At 70.1% G+C, this 19,379-nt stretch carries 22 protein-coding genes; 17 read left to right on the top strand and 5 right to left on the bottom strand.

The features are described from left to right. Positions 1-51 precede the first annotated feature (51 nt). Entirely contained in the window at positions 52-2,226 is a 2,175-nt protein-coding gene (locus IZR01_RS25175) for an RNA degradosome polyphosphate kinase (protein ID WP_228554721.1), read from the bottom strand. Between the two features lie 137 nt (positions 2,227-2,363). On the opposite strand from IZR01_RS25175, the gene IZR01_RS25170 reads away from it, so the two are divergent. Both IZR01_RS25170 and IZR01_RS25165 read left to right on the top strand, forming a co-directional pair. Then, positions 2,364-3,062, top strand: coding sequence for a hypothetical protein (locus tag IZR01_RS25170; RefSeq protein WP_194925280.1), 699 nt, complete (start codon positions 2,364-2,366; stop codon positions 3,060-3,062). After that, a complete protein-coding gene (locus IZR01_RS25165) occupies positions 3,052-3,777 on the top strand; it encodes a class F sortase (RefSeq protein WP_194925279.1) in 726 nt (241 codons plus the stop codon). The genes IZR01_RS25170 and IZR01_RS25165 overlap by 11 nt, the downstream gene beginning before the upstream one ends. A 77-nt stretch (positions 3,778-3,854) precedes the next feature. On the opposite strand, the gene IZR01_RS25160 is transcribed toward IZR01_RS25165, so the two are convergent. Genes IZR01_RS25160 through IZR01_RS25150 form a run of 3 tightly spaced genes read right to left on the bottom strand, consistent with a single transcriptional unit; the run spans position 3,855 to position 5,979 of the window. After that, a complete protein-coding gene (locus IZR01_RS25160; protein ID WP_194894841.1) occupies positions 3,855-4,244 on the bottom strand; it encodes a hypothetical protein in 390 nt (129 codons plus the stop codon). Between the two features lie 2 nt (positions 4,245-4,246). Continuing rightward, positions 4,247-5,176, bottom strand: coding sequence for a mycothiol synthase (mshD, locus tag IZR01_RS25155; RefSeq protein ID WP_194925278.1), 930 nt, complete (start codon positions 5,174-5,176; stop codon positions 4,247-4,249). After that, positions 5,173-5,979, bottom strand: coding sequence for a response regulator transcription factor (locus tag IZR01_RS25150; RefSeq protein ID WP_194894843.1), 807 nt, complete (start codon positions 5,977-5,979; stop codon positions 5,173-5,175). Before IZR01_RS25150 ends, mshD begins: the two co-directional genes overlap by 4 nt. A gap of 69 nt (positions 5,980-6,048) precedes the next feature. On the opposite strand from IZR01_RS25150, the gene IZR01_RS25145 reads away from it, so the two are divergent. The 11 genes from IZR01_RS25145 to IZR01_RS25100 all read left to right on the top strand — a co-directional run bounded on the left by IZR01_RS25145 (position 6,049) and on the right by IZR01_RS25100 (position 13,935). After that, positions 6,049-7,149, top strand: coding sequence for an alpha/beta hydrolase (locus tag IZR01_RS25145; protein WP_323747089.1), 1,101 nt, complete (start codon positions 6,049-6,051; stop codon positions 7,147-7,149). Continuing rightward, positions 7,146-7,397, top strand: coding sequence for a MoaD/ThiS family protein (locus IZR01_RS25140; protein ID WP_194894845.1), 252 nt, complete (start codon positions 7,146-7,148; stop codon positions 7,395-7,397). The genes IZR01_RS25145 and IZR01_RS25140 overlap by 4 nt, the downstream gene beginning before the upstream one ends. Positions 7,398-7,449: 52 nt before the next feature. Beyond that, positions 7,450-8,799: a chromosomal replication initiator protein DnaA gene (locus IZR01_RS25135; RefSeq protein WP_194925277.1), complete on the top strand. Its 1,350-nt coding sequence runs from the start codon at positions 7,450-7,452 to the stop codon at positions 8,797-8,799. Beyond that, complete coding sequence (locus IZR01_RS25130) at positions 8,796-9,557, top strand: LmeA family phospholipid-binding protein (protein ID WP_194894847.1); 762 nt, start codon at positions 8,796-8,798, stop codon at positions 9,555-9,557. The genes IZR01_RS25135 and IZR01_RS25130 overlap by 4 nt, the downstream gene beginning before the upstream one ends. Before the next feature lie 158 nt (positions 9,558-9,715). After that, positions 9,716-10,267, top strand: a complete 552-nt coding sequence (locus IZR01_RS25125) for a sigma-70 family RNA polymerase sigma factor (RefSeq protein ID WP_228554722.1) — start codon at positions 9,716-9,718, stop codon at positions 10,265-10,267. Then, on the top strand, positions 10,264-11,037 hold the full coding sequence (locus IZR01_RS25120; RefSeq protein ID WP_194925276.1) for an anti-sigma factor family protein: 774 nt from the start codon (positions 10,264-10,266) through the stop codon (positions 11,035-11,037). Before IZR01_RS25125 ends, IZR01_RS25120 begins: the two co-directional genes overlap by 4 nt. Before the next feature lie 100 nt (positions 11,038-11,137). Continuing rightward, positions 11,138-11,218 (top strand): Ms5788A family Cys-rich leader peptide, encoded by an 81-nt coding sequence (locus tag IZR01_RS54385; protein ID WP_344661945.1) that lies wholly within the window; start codon positions 11,138-11,140, stop codon positions 11,216-11,218. Between the two features lie 223 nt (positions 11,219-11,441). Further along, a complete protein-coding gene (locus IZR01_RS25115) occupies positions 11,442-12,305 on the top strand; it encodes a sulfurtransferase (protein ID WP_194894850.1) in 864 nt (287 codons plus the stop codon). Then, on the top strand, positions 12,302-12,601 hold the full coding sequence (locus tag IZR01_RS25110) for a DUF1416 domain-containing protein (RefSeq protein WP_194894851.1): 300 nt from the start codon (positions 12,302-12,304) through the stop codon (positions 12,599-12,601). The genes IZR01_RS25115 and IZR01_RS25110 overlap by 4 nt, the downstream gene beginning before the upstream one ends. A 288-nt stretch (positions 12,602-12,889) precedes the next feature. Further along, positions 12,890-13,423 (top strand): heme-binding beta-barrel domain-containing protein, encoded by a 534-nt coding sequence (locus tag IZR01_RS25105; RefSeq protein ID WP_194894852.1) that lies wholly within the window; start codon positions 12,890-12,892, stop codon positions 13,421-13,423. Positions 13,424-13,491: 68 nt separating this feature from the next. Further along, a complete protein-coding gene (locus tag IZR01_RS25100) occupies positions 13,492-13,935 on the top strand; it encodes a Fur family transcriptional regulator (protein ID WP_194894853.1) in 444 nt (147 codons plus the stop codon). A gap of 35 nt (positions 13,936-13,970) precedes the next feature. On the opposite strand, the gene IZR01_RS25095 is transcribed toward IZR01_RS25100, so the two are convergent. Then, complete coding sequence (locus tag IZR01_RS25095) at positions 13,971-15,386, bottom strand: gluzincin family metallopeptidase (protein WP_194925275.1); 1,416 nt, start codon at positions 15,384-15,386, stop codon at positions 13,971-13,973. 142 nt (positions 15,387-15,528) lie between these two features. On the opposite strand from IZR01_RS25095, the gene ygfZ reads away from it, so the two are divergent. The 4 genes from ygfZ to IZR01_RS25075 all read left to right on the top strand — a co-directional run bounded on the left by ygfZ (position 15,529) and on the right by IZR01_RS25075 (position 19,355). Next, on the top strand, positions 15,529-16,536 hold the full coding sequence (gene ygfZ / locus IZR01_RS25090) for a CAF17-like 4Fe-4S cluster assembly/insertion protein YgfZ (protein WP_194894855.1): 1,008 nt from the start codon (positions 15,529-15,531) through the stop codon (positions 16,534-16,536). Between the two features lie 204 nt (positions 16,537-16,740). Further along, the gene (locus IZR01_RS25085) at positions 16,741-17,301 is read left to right on the top strand and encodes an RsiG family protein (RefSeq protein ID WP_194894856.1); all 561 of its coding nucleotides are present in this window, start codon (positions 16,741-16,743) and stop codon (positions 17,299-17,301) included. Positions 17,302-17,309: 8 nt separating this feature from the next. Further along, the gene (locus tag IZR01_RS25080) at positions 17,310-18,269 is read left to right on the top strand and encodes an asparaginase (RefSeq protein ID WP_194925274.1); all 960 of its coding nucleotides are present in this window, start codon (positions 17,310-17,312) and stop codon (positions 18,267-18,269) included. Positions 18,270-18,356: 87 nt separating this feature from the next. Beyond that, positions 18,357-19,355: a DUF5996 family protein gene (locus IZR01_RS25075; RefSeq protein WP_194925273.1), complete on the top strand. Its 999-nt coding sequence runs from the start codon at positions 18,357-18,359 to the stop codon at positions 19,353-19,355. Positions 19,356-19,379: the final 24 nt, after the last annotated feature.

The following is a 19,379-nucleotide window of genomic DNA, read 5'->3' as shown; positions in this document are numbered from 1 at the left end:
CGAAAGGCAGCGCCGGCCCGTCCGCCCCTTGTGATCCCGCCCCCACAGCGCTCACCCCGTCCGCCGGCTCCACCAGTCGGCGCGCTCGGTGATGAGCGTGTTCTGCAGGTCGGCCAGCGGGCTGCCGTCCTCGGCGTACTCCGACCGGGTCCAGGTGCCGTCGCCGGCCAGGTCCCAGGCCGCGGTCTTGGGGTCCATCGCCAGGTCGAACAGCGCCGAGATGGCCCGCCGCTGTACCGGTTCGACCAGCCGGACCAGGGTCTCCACCCGGCGGTCCAGGTTCCGGTGCATCAGGTCCGAACTGCCGATCCACACCTGGGCCGTCTCCTCCAGCCCGAACACGAAGGCCCGGGAGTGCTCCAGGAACCGGCCCAGGACGCTGCGGACCCTGATGTTCTCGCTGAGCCCCTCGACCCCCGGGCGCAGCGCGCAGATGCCGCGCACCCAGACCTCGACCGGGACGCCGGCCTGCGAGGCCTCGTAGAGGGCGTCGATCAGGGCCTCGTCGACGATCGAGTTCACCTTGATCCGGACCCGGGACGGCTTGCCGGCCTCGGCCAGTGCGCGCTGCTGTCCGATCAGGTCGATCAGCCCGGGCCGCAGGGCGTTGGGCGCGGTGAGCAGCCGGCCGAACTTGGTCGGGTGGGCGTAGCCGGACAGCCGGTTGAACAGGTCCGACAGGTCCGCCCCGATCTCGTTGTCACAGGTCAGCAGGCCCAGGTCCTCATAGAGCCGGGCGGTCTTGGGGTTGTAGTTGCCGGTGCCGATGTGGGAGTAGCGGCGCAGCGAGTTGCCCTCCCGGCGCACCACGAGCGAGAGCTTGCAGTGCGTCTTGAGCCCGATCAGCCCGTAGACCACGTGGCAGCCGGCCTGCTCCAGCTTGCGGGCCCAGGAGATGTTCGCGTGCTCGTCGAACCGGGCCTTGATCTCCACCAGCACCAGCACCTGCTTGCCGGCCTCGGCGGCGTCGACGAGCGCGTCGATGATCGGCGAGTCGCCGCTGGTGCGGTACAGGGTCTGCTTGATCGCCAGGACGTCCGGGTCCTCGGCGGCCTGCTCCAGGAAGGCCTGGACGCTGGTGGCGAAGGAGTCATAGGGGTGGTGCAGCAGGATGTCCCGGCGCCGGATCGCGGCGAAGATGTCGGCGGGCTTGCCGGGGCCCTCGTCGGCCAGGTCCGGGTGGGTCTTGGTGACGAACGACTTGAAGACCAGCTCGCTGTACTCCCCGGCCTTGCCGATGTCGGCGATCTGGTTCAGGCCGGTCAGGTCCAGCGGCGCGGAGAGCTTGAAGACCTCGTCCTCGGTGATGTCCAGCTCGCGGACCAGCAGGTCCAGCACCTGCGGCCGGATGTTCTCGTCGACCTCCAGCCGCACCGGCGGTCCGAAGCGGCGCCGCATCAGCTCCCGCTCCAGGGCCTGCAGCAGGTTCTCGTCGGTGTCCGCCTCGACTTCGAGGTCTTCGTTGCGGGTGACCCGGAACGCGTGGTGGTCCAGGATCTCCATGCCCGGGAACAGCAGCGCCAGGTGCGCGGCGATGACGTCCTCGACCGGCACGTAGCGGCCCGGGTTCGCCGGCACGAACCGGGGCAGCAGCGGCGGCACCTTGACCCGGGCGAAGTGCTCCTGGCCGGTGTCCGGGTCGCGCAGCGAGACCGCCAGGTTCAGCGACAGGCCGGAGATGTAAGGGAACGGATGCGCCGGGTCCACCGCCAGCGGCGTCAGCACCGGGAACAGCTGGTTGCGGAACTGCTGGAACAGCTTCTCCCGCTCCTCGGCGTCCAGGTCGCCCCAGCGGATGATGTTTATCCCGACGGCCGCGAGCTCGGGCCGCAGCTTCTCCTGGAACACCCCGGCGTGCCGGGCCATCAGTTCCCTGGTCTCAGCCAGGATCCGGCGCAGCACCTCGCGCGGCGGCAGGCCGGAGGCGGACGTGGTGGCCACGCCGGTGGCCAGCCGCCGGCGCAGGCCGGCGACCCGGACCATGTAGAACTCGTCGAGGTTCGAGGCGAAGATCGCCAGGAAGCGGGCGCGCTCCAGCAGCGGGACTTGAGCGGAGTCCTGGGCGAGTTCCAGGACCCGTTCGTTGAAGCGAAGCCAGGAGATCTCCCGGTCCAGGAAGCGGGTCTCGGGGGCCGGGCCGGTCATGATTCCGAGCTTGACAGGTGGGCGTGAACGCGGGGTATCGGGAGGGTGGATTCTCGGCGTCCGGGTGACCGCCTGCGCCATCCGGGCGAAAATGCGCTGCTCAACAGGTGAAACCCCTTCCGCGACGGTATCGATGGATCTGGAAGGTGTACCCCGCTGGGGTCCACCGTTCCCTTGTTTTGCCGCTTCGAACCCTCAACGACAGGAGGCCCGGCGAGATGTTCGGGATGAAGACTCTGGTGGTGGGCGGCGGCGCGGTCGCGCTGTTGTGGATGATGAACAACCACGCGAGCGCCGGCGATCTGGTGGACAACGTCAAGAACGGCGCGTCGACGGTGTCCAACGGCTATCAGAGCCTGCAGAGCGGATACCAGAGTGTGTCCACCGGCGTCTCGGCGGTCCAGAACGCGGTGAACGGGCTGAACACCGACTCCTCGGGCAGCTCCGGCAGCTCCAGCGGCAGCGGGCTCAGCGGTCCGGCGGTGGAGCTGAACCCGGGCTCGGCCAAGCCCGGCCAGCAGGTGCAGATCACGGTCCCGACCTGCATCCAGCCCACCTCCGGGACCGCGACCTCCTCGGTGTTCGCCAACAACGGCTCGGTCTCGCTGACCCGGAACCCCAAGGGCGCGGGCCTGGCCGGCACCGCCACGATCGTCTCGGGCGCCCAGAACGGCCAGTGGTCGGTCAACGTCACCTGCGGCGGCGGCTCCGACAGCCTGAACGGCGTCACCAGCATCACCGTCTACGGCGGGACCAACCCCTCGCCGACCAGCCCGCCCAAGGCCGGCGGCGGCGGTTCGGTGATGAAGGGCGACGTCGGCATGACCGCCGGCGGCATCGCCCTGGTGGCCGGCGGCGTCGGCTACGGGCTGTGGACCATGCGCCGCCGCGGTGCCGACGGCACCCATGCCAACTGATCCCCCGCCGACCGCGGGCCCGGACGGCACGGCCGCCGATCCGGGCTCGCGGGCCGGGGGGCCGGGACCGGGCGAGTCGGCGGCCGACCGCCCCCGCGGCCGGCACAAGCTCCTGAAGATCGCCATCGCGGGGGCCGTGGTGGTGGCCGGGGCCAAGCTGCTGGGCAGCGGCGTCACCGCGCTGTCCGGGCCGCCCTCGCCGACCCAGGGCGCGCTGTTCGGCAACTGGTCCGGTCCGGTGGCCGCACCGCTGTCGCGCTCGGTGCCACTGCGGGTCCAGGTCCCCTCGGTGGGCATCAACGCACCGCTGATCCGGCTCGGCCTGGACAAGGACGGCGCGGTCGCGGTGCCGCCGATGACGGTGCCGACCGAGGCGGGCTGGTTCACCGGCGACCCGACGCCGGGGGAGCGCGGCGCGGCGGTGATCGTCGGGCACGTCGACACCGACTACGGCCGCGCGGTGTTCTACCCGCTGGGCAATGTGCAGCCCGGCGCGCTGGTGATCGTGGAGCGCGCGGACAAGAAGAAGGCCCAGTTCCGGGTGACGTCGGTCGAGGTGGTCGACAAGGACCGGTTCCCGGCGAAGCGCGTCTACGGCAGCGACGACAGCGGGACGCCGCAGCTGCGGATCATCACCTGCGGCGGGGCCTTCGACGGCAGCCACTACGCGGACAACCTCGTGGTCTACACGCAGCTGGTCGGGGTCACCGGCTGAGGCGTGGTCCCGGATGAGCCGGCCGACTCGATCTCTCAGGGCACGTCAATCAGGGTACGTCGATCAGGACACGTCGATCAGGACACGTCGATCCAGCGCGCGGCCGCCTCGAAGGTGGTGTCCGCCCCGGTGTTGAAGGCGATCGCCGCGTCCGGGGCGAGCCGCCGGACCAGGTTGATCACCTGCTCGAACAGCCCCAGGTTCTCGTCGTCGGAGCGGCGCACCCCGCCGCCGACCACGACGCACTCCCAGGGCTGCGTGCTCAGGGCGGCCGTGACGACCGCCGGGATGTCGTCGCTGCCGTCCAGCCCGAACAGGCAGGTCTGGACGCCGACGCCGTGCTCGGCGAACGTGGCCAGACCGACTGCGATCTTGTCGGCCGTGGGCTTGGGGTCCCACGGGCCCGGGACGCGGTAGGGATCCAGGCCGATCACCAGGACTCGCGGGTTTTGCGTGGAAGTATCCATACTCACACTTGATACATGATGTCGGCGTTGCGTCGAGTGAAGCCGAGCTTCGTGTAGACCGCCACCGCCGGGGCGTTGTCGGCCTCCACGTAGAGGATGACCTCGCCGAGCCCGCGGTCGTGCAGGTACTGGAGCCCGACCTGGGTCAGGGTCCTGCCGAGCCCGCGCCCCTGCTCGTCCGGCTCCAGGCCGAGGACGTAGACCTCGCCGACCGGGCCGTCGCCGTAGGCGCTGTGGTCGTGCACCTTGGTCCAGTGGAAGCCGGCCAGCTTCTCGCCGCGCCAGGCCAGGAAGAAGCCCTCCGGGTCGAACCAGGACTCGGCCATCCGCTCGTGCAGGTCCGCCACGGTCATCGCGCCCTGCTCGGGGTGGTGCGCGAAGGCCCGGGAATTGACCGCGACCCAGGCTTCGTCGTCGACGCCGGGCCGGAACGCGGCGATGCGGATGCCGTCGGCCGGTACGGTCGGCGGGACCTCGGCCAGCGGCCGCGCCATCACCCACAGCTCGCGGACGGGCAACAAAGCGCGCTTGGCGGCCAGCGCCGCGGCGGCCGGGAGCGCGCCGTGGGCCCAGACGCGCACCGGCTTGTCGTCGCGGCGCACCTTCATCCGCAGCGAGTCGAGCAGCGCGCCGCCGACGCCCTGGCGCCGGGCCTCGGGCGCGACGACGATCTCCGCGGCCGGGCCTTCCTCGGGGTTCGACTTGTCGAGGAAGGCGTAGCCGATCAGCTCCGAACCCTTGTCCGGCCCGGCCAGCCGCCGGGCCACGAAGTGCCAGGCGTCGGTGTCACCGGAGTTCTTGAGGTGGAGCAGCACCTGCTCGGGGAGCGGTGCCACCCCGTCGGCCCGCTCCGCGGCCTCGGCGAGGGACCGGATGGTGGCGACGTCCGCCTCGTTGGGTCGGCGGACGACGCCGATGGAGATACCTGTCACGCCACCACGGTACGGTGCTGCGCGGTCGGCTTCACCGCGTCGGAGGCTCGAACCTCGTCCGCGCTCTCCTCGGACTCGGTGCCCGCGCTGGACCCGGTGGTCGCGCCGGCGCCGGATCCGCTTCGCTTGTCCGGCATGACGAAGCGGTAGCCCACGTTGCGCACGGTGCCGATCAAGGCCTCGTGCTCCACGCCGAGCTTGGCCCGCAGCCGCCGGACGTGTACGTCCACGGTGCGGGTGCCGCCGAAGTAGTCGTAGCCCCACACCTCCTGCAGCAGCTGTGCCCGCGTGAACACCCGGCCGGGGTGCTGCGCGAGGTACTTGATGAGCTCGAACTCCTTGAAGGTCAGGTCCAGTACCCGGTTCCGGACCCGGGCGGTGTACGTGCCCTCGTCGATGGACAGGTCACCGCTCTTGATCTCCAGCGGCACGTCCTCGGCCACCGCCCCGGCCGCCAGCTTCCCGACCGCCAGCCGCAGCCGGGCCTCGACCTCGGCCGGGCCCGCCGAGTCCAGCAGCACGTCGTCGATGCCCCAGTCGGCGGTCACCGCCGCCAGCGCGCCCTCGGTGGTGATCAGCAGCAGCGGGCAGTCCACCCCGGTGGTGCGCAGCAGCCGGCACAGCGAGCGCATCTGCGGCAGGTCGCGGCGGGCGTCCACGAGGATCGCGTCGGCCGGTGGGGTGTCGAGCAGTGCGGATGCCTCTGCTGGTGCCACGCGAACGTTGTGCAGCAGCAGGCCGAGAGCCGGCAGGACCTCGGAAGAGGGGGTCAGTGAGTTGGTCAACAACAACAAGCTGGACATCCGCGGATCGCTCCTCATTTGTCCGGGGGCGTTTCTTGTCGCGCCCGCCAGAAAACACGTAGAGGACCCATGGGGCGTCGTCGCCCGGATCCTCTGTTAGAGAGGATAGCCGTCATGAAGCGTTTCCCCGAGGTTTCCGTGCCGGAGTTCACACGTATTTTACCTGGACAAAGGCGCAGCTCGGGGCACCTGGAGCCGGGTCAGACGCTGTTGACGGCCGATGGGATCCGGCTTAACGCCGTGCATAGAGCAGGTGTCGATCGCCGTTGGGCGTTCGTCCTGTGCCACGGTTTCAGCGGGTCCTGGCGGACCGGGGACATGGCCCAGATCGCGAAACAGTTACGTCCATATGGCGGAGTCATCGCGTTCGACTTCCGCGGTCACGGACAGTCACACGGCCGGTCGACGCTCGGTGACCTAGAGGTGTTCGACCTGCACGCCGCGGTCGAGTGGGCCCGGGTCCTGGGTTACGAGAATGTGGCGACGGTCGGTTTCTCCATGGGCGCCTCCGTGGTGGTGCGGCACGCCGGGCTGTGCGGCTCGGGCGTCGGCCCCGGCTCGGCGACCGACGCGGTGGTCTCGGTCAGCGGCCCGGGCTGGTGGTTCGAGAAGTCCACGCGCCCGATGAAGTTGGTGCACTGGCTGGTTCAGCACCCGGTCGGCCGCGCGGTGTCGTCGTGGCATCTGAAGACGCGCATCCTGCCGAACGGCTGGGACCCGGTGCCGGAGTCGCCGATGGAGCTGGTGGGACGGATCTCGCCGGTGCCGTTGTTGGTGGTGCACGGCGACGCCGACAAGTACTTCCCGCTCACCCACGCCGAGGCCCTGTACGCGGCCGCGGGCGAGCCGCGCGAGCTGTGGATCGAGCCCGGGTTCGGGCACGCCGAGGCCGCGGCGGCGCGGGAGGCCGCGGGCCGGGAAATGGTCGGGCGGATCGGCCGGTGGGTGCGGGCGCTGCCGGTCGGGGTCGCGGTGGGGGAGGACGGCGAGGTTGTCCGCGGCGACGGCGATGGTGACGGCGACAGTAACGGCGGTGTTAGCAGTGGCGCCGACGGCGACGATGTCGGTGTTAGCGGTGACGCCGTCGGCGGCGCCGGCGAGAGCGGATATAAAGGGCAGAGCAGCGATCTCGGCGAGGCCGGCGAGGTCATGGAAGGCGAGGCGGGATGAGCGGGTTGATCCGCTATTGGGCGGCGGCGAAGGCGGCGGCGGGCGTCGCCGAGGAGCCGTTCGAGGACGAGGTACTGGCCGACGTGCTGACGGCCGCGGTGGCCCGGCACGGTGCGCCGCTCGGCGAGGTGGTGCGCCGGGCGTCGTTCCTGGTGGACGGCACCCCGGTGGGCCGCCGCGACCCGGCCGACGTGCGGCTGCCCGACGGCGCGGTGGTCGAGGTGCTGCCGCCGTTCGCGGGGGGCTGAGCGGGTCCGGCTGGTACCTTTCAGGCGGGTAGCAGTCGGCGGGAGGCAAAGGGTGGGCGAGTACACGGGCCGACGGCGTGGGCGAGCGGCTCCAGAGCCGTTACCTCAGCAGGAGCCCGAGTATCCCTACATCGAGGAGCCGGCCTACCAACAGCAGGGGTACTTCCAGGACCAATACGCTCAGCCGCAGCAGCCTGAGGGTTATGGCTACGAGTACTACGAGCAGCAGCCGGCAGCCGAGTACCAGGGCACTGAGTACCAGGGCACTGAGTACCAGGGCTACGAGCAGCAGTATGGCTATGAAGCCGCTCCGGTGCATGAACAGGCGCCGAACTATGGCTACGAATACGCGCCCGAGTACACACAAGACCCTGCCTATGGCTACCAGGAAACTCCGAGCTACGACCAGCACCCGGGCTACGAGCAGCACCCGGCGGGCTATGAACAACAGCCGGGCTATGAACAGCAACAGCCCGGCTATGAGCAGCAACCGCCAAGCTACGAGCAACAGCAGCCAAGCTATGAGCAATACCCGAGCTATGAGCAACAGCCGGGCTATGACTACAGCCCTAGTGAGCCTAATGCGCGGGGCTATGCCGAGGACTACGCCCAGGAGTACGACCAGGGCTACTACCAAGAGCAGCCCTATTACGAGCAGCCCTATGACGAACCGTCTCCAGAGCCTCGCCGCCGCGGCCGGTCCGCACCGGTAGCCGAGCCCTACGCCGAGGAGCATCCCGAGTCCTATGACAACGGCTACGGCAGCAGCAATGGCTACAGCAACGGCTATGACAGCGACTACGGCTATGAGTCTCCAGCCGAACCCCGCCGCACCCCCCTCTCTCCGCTGTCGCACCTCCCCTATACCGCGGCGGCCACCGCGGCCCTGGCCATCGCCGCCTTCGTCTCCGACAAGGCGATAGCCGCGGTCGTCCTCCCGCTCCAACTCCTCGTCGCCTGGGCCGTGCTGGACCTGGCCGGGTTCGCGTCCCGGCGCACCGCCGTCGTGGCCGCGCTGCCGGCGCTCGCCGGCACCGTGGCGACCTTCAAGTTCCAGCCCGACGACGCCGCGATCCCGGTCGCGGCCGGGCTCGGCGCCGGTTTCGTGCTGGTCGCCGCGGACGCCGTCCTGCGGGCCCGGCGCAACGGCGTTGAGCCGGGGACCGTGCGCTCGCTGGCCGCCGCCGGATCGGCCCTGCTCCTGGCCGGACTGACCGGTCTGTTCCTCCCGGCCGCGGCCCTGCACACCACCTCGGTGGTGGCCGGCGCGGCGGTCTGCGGCTTCGTGTCCCTGCTGGCCGCCCGCAACCCCGAACTCGGGGCGAGCCGGGCCGCGGTGGTCGCGATCCCGGTCACGATCGCCGCCCTTGCTTCCTACGCCGCGGCTATCCTCGTCCCATGACTTCCGAGGAGGGGCAGGACCTGCGGTACGGGCGGGCGCACTCGCCGCCGGCCAGACGGCGCAGGTGGCCGACCCGGCTGGCTATCACGCTGCTGGTGCTGGCGGGCCTGTTCGTGGCCGCGGACCGGATCACGGTGGGGATCGCGGAGAGCCAGATCGCCAAGCGCATCCAACAGTCGCAGAACCTGGAGAGCAAACCCTCGGTCACCATCGCCAACTTCCCGTTCCTGACCCAGCTGATCGGCATGAAGCTGGACAAGGTCTCGGTGGACGCGCGCGGCGTGGTGCGCAACAACGTCCGGGTCACCGATCTGCACGTGGACCTCAACGGCGTCGCTCCGTCCGACGGCTTCAAGGAGGCCGACGTCGACCACCTGTCCGGCACCGCGTTGTTCAGCTGGACCGACATGGAGTCCGCGGCCGCCGCGCAGGGACTGGACGTGACGCTGGCCGACGGGCCGGACAACACCGTGCAGATCACCGGCAGCGTCCCGGGGCTGGGCAAGACCACCGTGCAGAGCAAGCTGACGCTGGGTCCGGACAACCGGCTGCAACTGACGGCGTCGAAGATCGTGTCTTCCTCGGTGGGGCTCTCCGGCCGGGTGCCGAGCGTGTTCGACTTCCCGGTCAACGTCGGGCAGTTGCCGATGCAGCTGACCTTGCAGATGGCCAACATGCAGACCTCGGCAGACGGGCTGCGGGTGTTCGCCGAGGCCGACCACGTGCGGGTGACCGGTTCGGGCGTCTCCTCCAGCTGATCCCCACCGACTCCCACTGACTTCATCCCACCGACTTCCACTGACGCGGATCGTGGCCGGCGCGCACCATCCGGCCCGATCCGCTGTCGGACGATCACCAGGGATGCCATCATCGGCGTGTGGTGTGGCGGCGGCGAGTTGAACCGGGACCCCCGCCTTTGCGTGTCCCCGGTGTGGACGTCGCGAGCGCGGACGCGGAGCGTCTCAAAAGCCTCTACGCGGACCACGCTGGTCCGTTGCTGGGCTACGTCCTCAAACTGACGGACGGCGACCGCGGCCGGGCCGAGGACGTGGTGCAGGAGACGTTCCTGCGGGCCTGGCAGCACGCCGAGGCGTTCGCGCCCGAACGCGGCTCGCCGCGGGCGTGGCTGTGCACGGTCGCCCGGAACATCGTGGTGGACCAGGCCCGGGCCCGCCGTTCGCGGCCCAGGGAGGTCGGGGGCGAGGACGGGCTCGCGATCGCGGCGGCGCGGGACGCCGCCGTCCAAGACGACCAGGACCGGATCCTGCTGGGATGGGAGGTGGCCGAGGCCATGGCGACACTGAGCCCCGACCACCGGGCGGTGCTCCGGGAGACGTACTTCAAGGGGCTCTCGGTGGCCGAGGCCGCGGAGGTGCTGGGCGTTCCCCCGGGCACCGTGAAGTCGCGGACCTATTACGCGCTGCGCGCCCTGCGGACCGCGTTCGAGGAACGGGGGATCAAGCCGTGAACCCGGAACCCGGCACCGGCGCCGGCCTCGGCGCCTGCGACGACGAGGACCTGCGGATCGCGGTCGGCGCCCTGGCGCTCGGCGCCCTGGACCCGGACGAGGCGCGCGAGGTGCGCCGGCACCTGGCCCAGTGCCCGGAGTGCCAGGCGGAGTACGCCTCGTTCGTCGGGGTGAAGCGGATCATGGACATCGGGCTGGTCGGGGCGCCGATGCCGGAGTTGCCGACTCCGGACAAGCCGCGCAAGCGGCTGCCGTTCCGGACTCCGGTGCGGGCACTGGGGATTTCAGGGATTTCAGGGACTTCTGGGGCTTCAAGGGGTTCGGCGGCTTCAGGGACTTCGGGGAAGCTGAAGCTGCCCGGGACGCCGTGGCGCCGCCGGATACTGGTCGGCGTCGCCGCCCTGGTGCTGGTCATCGGCGGATTCTGGGCCGGGCACAGCGGCCGGCCGGGCCCGACGGCGGACGTGGCGGGCAAGGCGCTGCCGGCGGTGACGCAGAGCGGCGTGACCGCGCAGATCTCCTACCAGGGCCGGGGCTGGGGCACCTCGGTCACCGCGCGGATGAGCGGGACGCCGGACGGGCTGAACTGTACGCTCTACGTCGTGGCCAAGAACCACGACGCGGTCCCGCTGTCGAACTGGCGGTCGGTGGCCGGCAAGGCGATCGACATCCCGGCCGCGACCTCCCTGCAACCGGGACAGATCGACCACTTCGAGGTACGGGTGGCCAGCTGGGGCGGTTACGACATCACGGTGCCGATGTCGTCCTGAGGGCCCGGTGTGACCAGCGCCGCCGACGAAACGTAAGACCGCCGTCTCATAGTGCGGTACATGCGTGACACTGCCCCCAGCCCTCTCTAGAGTCGTTGACATGAAGCAGCAGGCGGACTTCACCAAGCGACGCGCAGTCGATCTGTGCCGCGTCGCCGCCTGCCTGTGTCGAATGCGCTGACCCTAGAGGGTCGGTTGCTGTCCGTGACCCCGGTTCTTCGGGGACGCGAAGCCCCCTCGTCGTAGGACGGGCGACCCTCTGCCTTCAGCGCGGACCCAAGCCAGACACGAACGTGCTTCTCGCATGCCCGCATGCTGTCGCCCGCCGCCGTGGAACAACCGCGTCCGTCGGGCACGCCCCTCCACTGTGATCCGAACCCCGAAACATCCGGAGGACTCCCATCATGAGTCGCAATGACGTCCTGGTGGACGCCGACTGGGTCCAGGCGCACCTGGACGATCCGAAGGTCGTCCTCGTCGAGGTCGACGAGGACACCGCCGCCTACGACAAGAACCACATCCGCAACGCCGTCCGGATCGACTGGAAGCGCGACCTGCAGGACCCGGTCCGCCGCGACTTCGTGAACCAGCAGCAGTTCGCGGACTTGCTCTCCGAGCGCGGCATCGCCAACGACGACACCGTGGTGCTCTACGGCGGCAACAACAACTGGTTCGCGTCCTACGCGTACTGGTACTTCAAGCTCTACGGCCACGGCGACGTGAAGCTGCTGGACGGCGGCCGCAAGAAGTGGGAGCTGGACTCCCGCGAGCTGGTCGTCGAGCAGCCGACCCGGACCGCGACCAGCTACACCGCCGGGCCGCAGGACCAGGCCATCCGCGCCTACCGCGACGACGTCGTGGCCGCGATCGGCAGCTCCAACCTGGTCGACGTGCGCAGCCCCGACGAGTACTCGGGCAAGCTGCTGGCCCCGGCCCACCTGCCGCAGGAGCAGTCCCAGCGGCCCGGCCACGTCCCGACCGCGCGCAACATCCCGTGGTCCAAGGCGGCCAACGACGACGGCACGTTCCGCTCCGACGAGGAGCTGACCGCGCTCTACGAGGCCGAGGGCGTGGACCTGTCCAAGGACACCATCGCCTACTGCCGGATCGGCGAGCGCTCGGCCCACACCTGGTTCGTGCTGCACGAGCTGCTGGGCCAGGGCAACGTGAAGAACTACGACGGTTCGTGGACCGAGTACGGCTCGCTGGTCGGCGTTCCGGTCTCGCTCGGCTCGAACCCGGGCGCGCCCGAGGGCGGCCAGCAATGACGGCGTCGTGCGGCGCTCCCGCCGGCGGATTCAGCATCGAAGGAGTGGACGTGGCCAAGGAAACTGTCATCCAGGGCGCGGTCAGCCGGGACGGCGCGCCGGTGAGCGGATACGTGCGGCTGCTGGACAGCACCGGCGAGTTCACCGCCGAGGTGCCGACCAGCCCCGAGGGCGGCTTCCGCTTCTTCGCCGCCCCGGGCACCTGGACGGTGCGCGCGCTGGTGCCGGGCGGGACCGTCGACGCCGAGGTGCAGGCCGCGCTGGGCGAGGTCGCGGAGGTCGCGCTCGCGGTGTGAGCCGGCGTGCGGATCTGTGTTTATGGCGATCTGTGCGTATGAGGGGAGCGCCCGCCCACCGATCACGGGATCGGGGGCGGGCGCCGTCCTTGTTTCCGGCACCGTTTTCCGGCACCGTTTTCCGACACCCGAAGAGACCCAGGTCACCGAACGCCTGCCCACCGGCTCCGATAAACTCCCCACCATGAGCGTCCAGACTCTTTTCGACATCCTGCTGGTCCTGGTGGCCCTCGCCGTCGTGTGGTTCGCGTCCTTCACGGTGCTGCGGCTGTTCAAGGGTCAGAACTGATGCCGCTGGAGATCCCGTCCGACCTGCACCCGAACTGCGTGCCGCTGGCGTTCCTGCTGGGCACCTGGGCCGGTGCGGGGGTCGGGGGCTACCCGACCATCGAGTCGTTCAACTTCGGCCAGGAGGCCGTGTTCTCCTACACGCCGGGCAAGCCCTTCCTGAAGTACGAGTCCCGCTCCTGGCTGCTCGACGACGAGGGCAACCAGGTCCGCCCGCTGGCCTCCGAGTCCGGCTACTGGCGTCCGATGGAGCGCACCGAGGAGAACGGGACCGCGGGCACCACCCGCACCCTCCTCGAAGTGGTCCTGGCGCACCCGACCGGCATTTCCGAGGTCTGGGTCGGCGAGGCCGACAGCGCGAAGGTCGAGCTGCGCACCGACGTGGTCGCCCGCACCGAGACGGCCAAGGAGTACACCGCCGGCCACCGGCTCTACGGACTGGTCCAGGGCGAACTGTTGTGGGCCTTCGACATGGCGGCCATGGGCCAGCCGATGCAGTCACACCTTTCGGCCCAGCTCAAGCCGGTTAAGTAAGCGGTTCGCGCCGGCCGCGCGAATGGACGGTGGCGACCGCTGTCACCGTCCGGTGGGATAGTGGTGGTATGGAGACCGCGCCTACGGACCTGACGAAGGAGCTGCGCGCGAAGGGCTACCGCCTCACGCCGCAGCGCCAGTTCGTCTTGCAGGCCGTGGCCTCCCTCGACCACGCCACGCCGGAGACGATCTGCGAAGAGGTGCGGCGCACCGCTCGCGGCGTGAACCTCTCCACGGTCTACCGGACGCTGGAGCTCCTGGAAGAGCTGGGCCTGGTCACCCACACCCACCTCGGGCACGGCGCGCAGATCTACCACACGGCCGACCAGCCCGCACACGTGCATCTGGTGTGCAGAGGTTGCGGGCGCATCCTGGAGGCGGCGGACTCTGCGGCCGAGCCGCTGGTACAGCGGCTGATGCAGGACTACGGGTTCGAGACGGATGTGCGGCACCTGGCGGTGTTCGGGGTGTGCGCGGAGTGTCGGGCGCTGGAGAAGGACGAGCCGGCGTAGGCACGCCTACTACTTGAGCTCTACAGAGCTCAGCTCTATACAGAACTCCGCAGCCACTTCTCAAAGCCCTGAGTGAACTGGACCGTGCTGGTCGCCAGGACGTTCTTCATCGCATCGTCCACGCACGTGGAGCCGGTCGCGTGCTTGTACACGTACAGCACGAACTGATCGACCTTCGCGGGGCTGTATTTGGCGGCTATATAGCGCATCGCCATGTGTGAGTAGAAGTAGCCGAGGCCCGAGACGTCAGCGTTGGCGCTGTAGACCTGGCTGTCCGTGGGGAGCGCGGTGGGGATGCCGTGCTTGGCCAGGTAGGCGTGCAGGGAGACGCCGTTGTAGAGCAGGTCCGCTGTGGAGTACATCCTCTGCGACTCCCACTCCGCGAAGCCCTCTATGACCCACAGGTGGTTCTGTCCAGACGCCGCGCTCTGGTCGTCGAACGGGCCGATCATGGCGTGCGCCATCTCGTGCTTGAACACTATGTCCGCGTCGACGGCGGCGAGGTTCTTGTACTGCGTGGTGTCCACCGCTATACGGGAGCTCGGGTAGAAACCGTCGTCGTTCCCGGCCGCGGCGATCGGCACCGTCACCCCGACCGACTCCGCGCGGTCCTGGCTGTATATCCCCTCATAGCGCGCTCGGTCGGCGGTGAGGAACACCGCGAAGCCGGGAGCGGTACCGGGGCCGCCGGTCCAGTGGGAGAGGTCGTACTCTGCGTCGTTCTCCAGAGCGTTTGCGTGGCTCTTGGCGAAGGAGGCCGAAGAGTCGTCCGCCATGATCACCACCTTGGGCTTGGCCAGCACGGTCAGGCTGGCGACCGCGTCCCAGGGGGCCGGGTAGTTGTGCTCCGCCGGGGCGCCGCTGACCGCGACGACTTCTAGGGGGCCGTTCGCGGCGGTGCGCTGGACGGTCCACTTGTAGCGTTCCACGACCGGGACGCTGTCCACGCCGGTGATCTGGTGGATGAACGTCACGATGGCGGTTGCCGTGGCGCCGGAATTGGAGACGGTGCCCACCGAGTACGACGCCGTGGTGAGCGGGATCTTCCTCAGGTTGTCGAACAGCTGGCCCTCGTGAAGCGCCAGGTCCGGGTGCTTGGTGTCGAAGCCCGCGATGAAGGCCGCCCGGTTCTTGCTCTTCAGGGCGGCGGAGTGGGCGGCTACGAAGGCCTCGATGTCGCCGGCCGAGATGGACACGTCGGCGGTGGTCGCGGAGCTCGCGGAGTCGGGCCTGGAGCCGCCGGCCTTGATCGGCGTCGAGGCGTCCCGGCTGTTCTGCCCGCTGCGCTCGGCGGTAGCGCTCGTCTCGTGCGAGCGGACCAGCGCTTTCCCGGCTGGCGCGTCGCGTCCGGTGTGCCTGGCCGCCCCCGCGGCGAACCCGCCGATCGCGACCGCCCCGACCGCCACCAGCGCACCGGAAGCCGTCCACGCGACCCGCGTCGGCCTTGCCATCGAATTCCCCGCCCTGCGTGTTACACCGTGATGACTGCCCCGCGCATTACCCCGTGACGAGCCCCACGCTGGTCGCCGCCGTCGCCTATTGCCGGGCAAACGGCAGCGTAGCAGGCGCTTTGCGATAGGAGAGACTAGAGCCATGACGAGCCCTTTGCTGACCCTGCCCGCCGCGGTCCCGGCCGACCCGCCGGACGGAGGCGTCGCCGCGCACTACGGCGACCCGCACGGCGAGCAGCGCAGGCTGGCCGAGGAGCGGAGCGGGTTCGTGGACCTGTCGCACCGCGGGGTGCTGCGGGTGGCCGGCCCGGACCGGCTGACCTGGCTGCACTCGTTCACCAGCCAGCACCTGGAGGCGCTGAAGCCGGGGGTGGCGGTCGAGGCGCTGATCCTGTCGCCGCAGGGCCGGGTCGAGCACGCGCTCTACCTGGTGGACGACGGCTCCGCGACCTGGTTCCACGTGGAACCGGGCACCGCGCCGGAGGTGCTGGCGTTCCTGGAGAAGATGCGCTTCATGATGCGCGTCGAGCCGGAGGACGTGACCGACCGCTACGCCCTCGTCCTCACCACCGGCCCGGTCCCCGACGGGGTCCTCGCCCGCGAGGTGGACCTGGGCCACGAACTGTTCCTCCCCAGGGAGCGCCTGGCGGACTTCGTTAAGGACGGCGGCGCGGGCGACCCCGTCGGCATGTGGGCCTACGAAGCGCTCCGCGTCGCCGCGCACCGTCCCCGCGTCGGGCTGGAGACGGACGACCGCACCATCCCGCACGAGCTCGACTGGATCGCCACCGAGGACCACCCGGGCGCGGTGCATCTGAACAAGGGCTGCTACCGCGGCCAGGAAACGGTCGCCCGCGTGGACAACCTCGGCCACCCCCCGCGCCGCCTGGTCTTCCTGCACCTGGACGGCACCCCGGAGCGTCTGCCCGTGCACGGTGCGGACGTGACGACGCAGGACGGCCGCGTGGTCGGGCAGGTGACGTCCGCGGCGCGGCACTACGAGTTGGGGCACGTGGCCCTCGCGATCGTGAAGCGCAACACGCCGGTTGAGGAGGAGCTGCTCGCCGACGGGATTCCCGCGGCGCAGGAAGTTGTGGTGGCGCCGGATGCCGGGGCGAACCGGCGGCCGACGTTCCGGGCCGCGCACTAGTAGACGGGTAGACGGGCTACAGATTAAACGGGCTACAGAGCCCGTGTAACAGCTTCGCGCGATAGGGGTATAACCCATCCATGGCTCTGACCACCCCGGCGACCGCCGCCGGACCGGTTCCGGGCCCGCGCCACGCCATCGCGATCGGGTGGCGATAGGGCCAACCTCGATCCGCACTATTCCCCTGCATGGAACGATGCTGTTATGGGCACCCACGCCACCAGACTCGACCGCGTCCTGATCGCCGCCCGGCGGCCGGACGCGGAGGTCGAGGCCCTTGAAGTCGCCGCCATCCGGCGGGAGCGCGGGGACGCGCTCCGGGAGGAGAGCGAGCTCTCCTATCTCCGCCGCGTTCTGCACGGCCGGATCGACATAATCGATGCCGAGCTGCGGCGGCGGGCCGCCGGGTCGGCCGAGCCGCTGGTGCAGTCGCTGGCGGCCATCCTCGCCGATGAGCCGCCGGCGAATGCGCGCTCGCCGCGGCATATGGACATCGGGCTCCTGCCGGACCCCGATCCCGGGGAGTACCGGTCGCAGATGGAGGAGCGGATCGACGCGGCGGGGCCGGCGATCGTGCTGGACCTGTCCGATGCGCGGCTGGCCGAGGCCCGGTTGGCGCTGAAGGCCTATGAGCGGGAGGTATCGGAGTATCGGCGGATCGCGCAGGCGGTGATCGACCGGTTCGCGGCCGAGCTGACCCGCCGCTACCGTGAGGGGCAGGCAACCGTCGACGATCTGCTCAATGAGGAGCAGAAGATGGAGTAACACCGCACATGACCGCACAAGGTGTCGTCCCCCTCGCTGAGATAGTCCGCTCCGGGTTCACGGAGGGCTGGCACGACGGCCGCCTCGTGGCCCTGGCCGCCGACGGGAGCGTGGAGTTCGCGTACGGCGACGTCGAGGCGGTGATGCTGCCGCGGTCCAGCAACAAGCCGATGCAGGCGGTGGCGATGCTGGAGAACGGCCTGGACCTGACCGGCGAGCTCCTGGCGCTGGCCGCGGCCTCGCACGCCGGCGAGCCCTTCCACCTGGAGGGCGTGCACAAGATCCTGGCCGGGGCCGGCCTGGACGAGCAGGCGCTGGCCTGCCCGCCGGACTGGCCGCTGGCCGAGCAGGCGAAGCTGGCGCTGGTCCGCTCCGGCGGTGAGATGCGGCGGATCACGATGAACTGCTCCGGCAAGCACGCCGCGATGCTCGCCACCTGTGTGATCAATCACTGGCCGACCGCCGACTACCTGGCTCCGGACCACCCGATGCAGCGCGCCGCCCGGGCCGCCGTGGAACGCCTGTCCGGCGAGCCGGTCACCCGGGACGCCGTCGACGGCTGCGGCGCCCCGCTCTACGGCATCTCCCTGGTCGGCCTGGCCCGCGCCTTCCGCAATGCCGTCCTGGCCGACCCGCAGACCCCCGAACGCCGGGTCGCCGACGCCATGCGCGCCCACCCCGAGTACGTCTCCGGCACCGACCGCCTCGACACCGACCTGATGGCCGGCATCCCCGGCCTGCTGGCCAAGGGCGGCGCCGAGGGCGTCCAGGCGGTGGCGCTGTCCGACGGCCGCGCGGTCGCGCTGAAGGTCGGCGACGGCGACCACGACCGGCGCGCCGTGGGCCCGGTGCTGGTGGCCGCGCTGCGCCGGCTCGGCGTCGAGGAGGCCCCGGTGCTCGGCCGCTACGCGGAGACGCCGCTGCTCGGCGGCGGGCACCCGGTCGGCGCCGTGCGCTCGATGATCTAGAGATCTAGAGATCTGGGGAGAACCCCCTTCCCGGTGGGGAGCCCGCAGGACGGGCGCCCCGCCGCATTCCCGCTTAGGCTCGCCGATATGACCGAGCGGATGTGGACCCCGACGGACGTCCTCCCCGAGATCCCGTATGACGAGTGGCGCCCGACGCGCGAGACCCTGCACCGCTACCTCCAGATCGTCGGCAAGATCGCCCTGGCCCGCGGGATCCGGCGCAACCACTGGTGGCACATGACGCTGCGGAACCGGCCGCGCGGCTGGTCCACGGTAGAGCTCGGAACGGCACAACAGGGCCCGTTGTTCACTTGCGAATTCGACTTCTTCGACCACGTCCTGCGCATCGACACCGACCACGGCGGCCAGGCGCTGGTCCCGCTGACCGACCAGACCGTCGCGTCCTTCTACGCCCAGACCCAGGAAGCGCTGCGCACGCTCGACGTCGACCCGCAGATCGCGAACCCGTATCCGTACGACCTTCCGGACAAGGAGCGGCCGTTCGCGCAGGACACGGAGCACAAGACCTACGTGCCCGAACACGCACACCGCGCTTTCCGCGTCTACAGCCAGGTGGGACGCATCCTGGAGGAGTTCAGCGCGACGTTCTCCGGCAAGGTCAGCCCGGTCCAGGTCTTCTGGCACACCTTCGACATCGCGACCCAGCGCTATTCGCCGCGCCACATCCCCGCTCCAGAGGGTATGGATGAGGCGACCCGCGAGTCCTACTCCCGCGAGCAGATCAGCTCCGGGTTCTGGTACGGCGACCCCGACACCCCGGAGCCGACGTTCTACTCCTATACGTACCCCGAGCCCAAGGGCATCGAGGAGAAGACACTGCGTCCCGGTCCGGCCCGTTGGGTCACGGCCCGCGGGAGCCACACCGCGTACTACTCCTATGACGAGGCCCGCATGTCGGACGACCCGGTGGGCTGCGCATTGGCCTTCTATGAGTCCGCCTATGAAGCCGGTGCCGAACTCGCGGACTGGGACCACGCGGCGCTGGCCTGCTGGGACGGCATCACCGATCCGGTGCTGCGCAGCAAAGAGCCGCTCGGGATCCGGCATTGGCCCGAGCGGCCCTGAGCGGTGCTTGACCTGCTTGACGTG

Origin of the sequence: Catenulispora pinisilvae (assembly GCF_015356865.1) — a bacterium.
GTDB lineage: Bacteria > Actinomycetota > Actinomycetes > Streptomycetales > Catenulisporaceae > Catenulispora > Catenulispora pinisilvae.
This window is presented reverse-complemented; position numbering and strand designations above follow the sequence as displayed.

Bases quoted from the DNA above. Each gene is read 5' to 3' on its own strand.
- IZR01_RS25100 (WP_194894853.1), top strand. From the start codon at position 13,492: ATGGAGACCGCGCCTACGGACCTGACGAAGGAGCTGCGCGCGAAGGGC.
- IZR01_RS25170 (WP_194925280.1), top strand. From the start codon at position 2,364: ATGTTCGGGATGAAGACTCTGGTGGTGGGCGGCGGCGCGGTCGCGCTG.
- IZR01_RS25165 (WP_194925279.1), top strand. From the start codon at position 3,052: ATGCCAACTGATCCCCCGCCGACCGCGGGCCCGGACGGCACGGCCGCC.
- IZR01_RS54385 (WP_344661945.1), top strand. From the start codon at position 11,138: ATGAAGCAGCAGGCGGACTTCACCAAGCGACGCGCAGTCGATCTGTGC.
- IZR01_RS25145 (WP_323747089.1), top strand. From the start codon at position 6,049: ATGGGGCGTCGTCGCCCGGATCCTCTGTTAGAGAGGATAGCCGTCATG.
- IZR01_RS25140 (WP_194894845.1), top strand. From the start codon at position 7,146: ATGAGCGGGTTGATCCGCTATTGGGCGGCGGCGAAGGCGGCGGCGGGC.
- IZR01_RS25115 (WP_194894850.1), top strand. From the start codon at position 11,442: ATGAGTCGCAATGACGTCCTGGTGGACGCCGACTGGGTCCAGGCGCAC.
- IZR01_RS25085 (WP_194894856.1), top strand. From the start codon at position 16,741: ATGGGCACCCACGCCACCAGACTCGACCGCGTCCTGATCGCCGCCCGG.
- IZR01_RS25110 (WP_194894851.1), top strand. From the start codon at position 12,302: ATGACGGCGTCGTGCGGCGCTCCCGCCGGCGGATTCAGCATCGAAGGA.
- ygfZ (WP_194894855.1), top strand. From the start codon at position 15,529: ATGACGAGCCCTTTGCTGACCCTGCCCGCCGCGGTCCCGGCCGACCCG.
- IZR01_RS25075 (WP_194925273.1), top strand. From the start codon at position 18,357: ATGACCGAGCGGATGTGGACCCCGACGGACGTCCTCCCCGAGATCCCG.
- IZR01_RS25105 (WP_194894852.1), top strand. From the start codon at position 12,890: ATGCCGCTGGAGATCCCGTCCGACCTGCACCCGAACTGCGTGCCGCTG.
- IZR01_RS25175 (WP_228554721.1), bottom strand. From the start codon at position 2,226: ATGGCGCAGGCGGTCACCCGGACGCCGAGAATCCACCCTCCCGATACC.
- IZR01_RS25150 (WP_194894843.1), bottom strand. From the start codon at position 5,979: ATGTCCAGCTTGTTGTTGTTGACCAACTCACTGACCCCCTCTTCCGAG.
- IZR01_RS25080 (WP_194925274.1), top strand. From the start codon at position 17,310: ATGACCGCACAAGGTGTCGTCCCCCTCGCTGAGATAGTCCGCTCCGGG.
- IZR01_RS25130 (WP_194894847.1), top strand. From the start codon at position 8,796: ATGACTTCCGAGGAGGGGCAGGACCTGCGGTACGGGCGGGCGCACTCG.
- IZR01_RS25095 (WP_194925275.1), bottom strand. From the start codon at position 15,386: ATGGCAAGGCCGACGCGGGTCGCGTGGACGGCTTCCGGTGCGCTGGTG.
- IZR01_RS25160 (WP_194894841.1), bottom strand. From the start codon at position 4,244: ATGGATACTTCCACGCAAAACCCGCGAGTCCTGGTGATCGGCCTGGAT.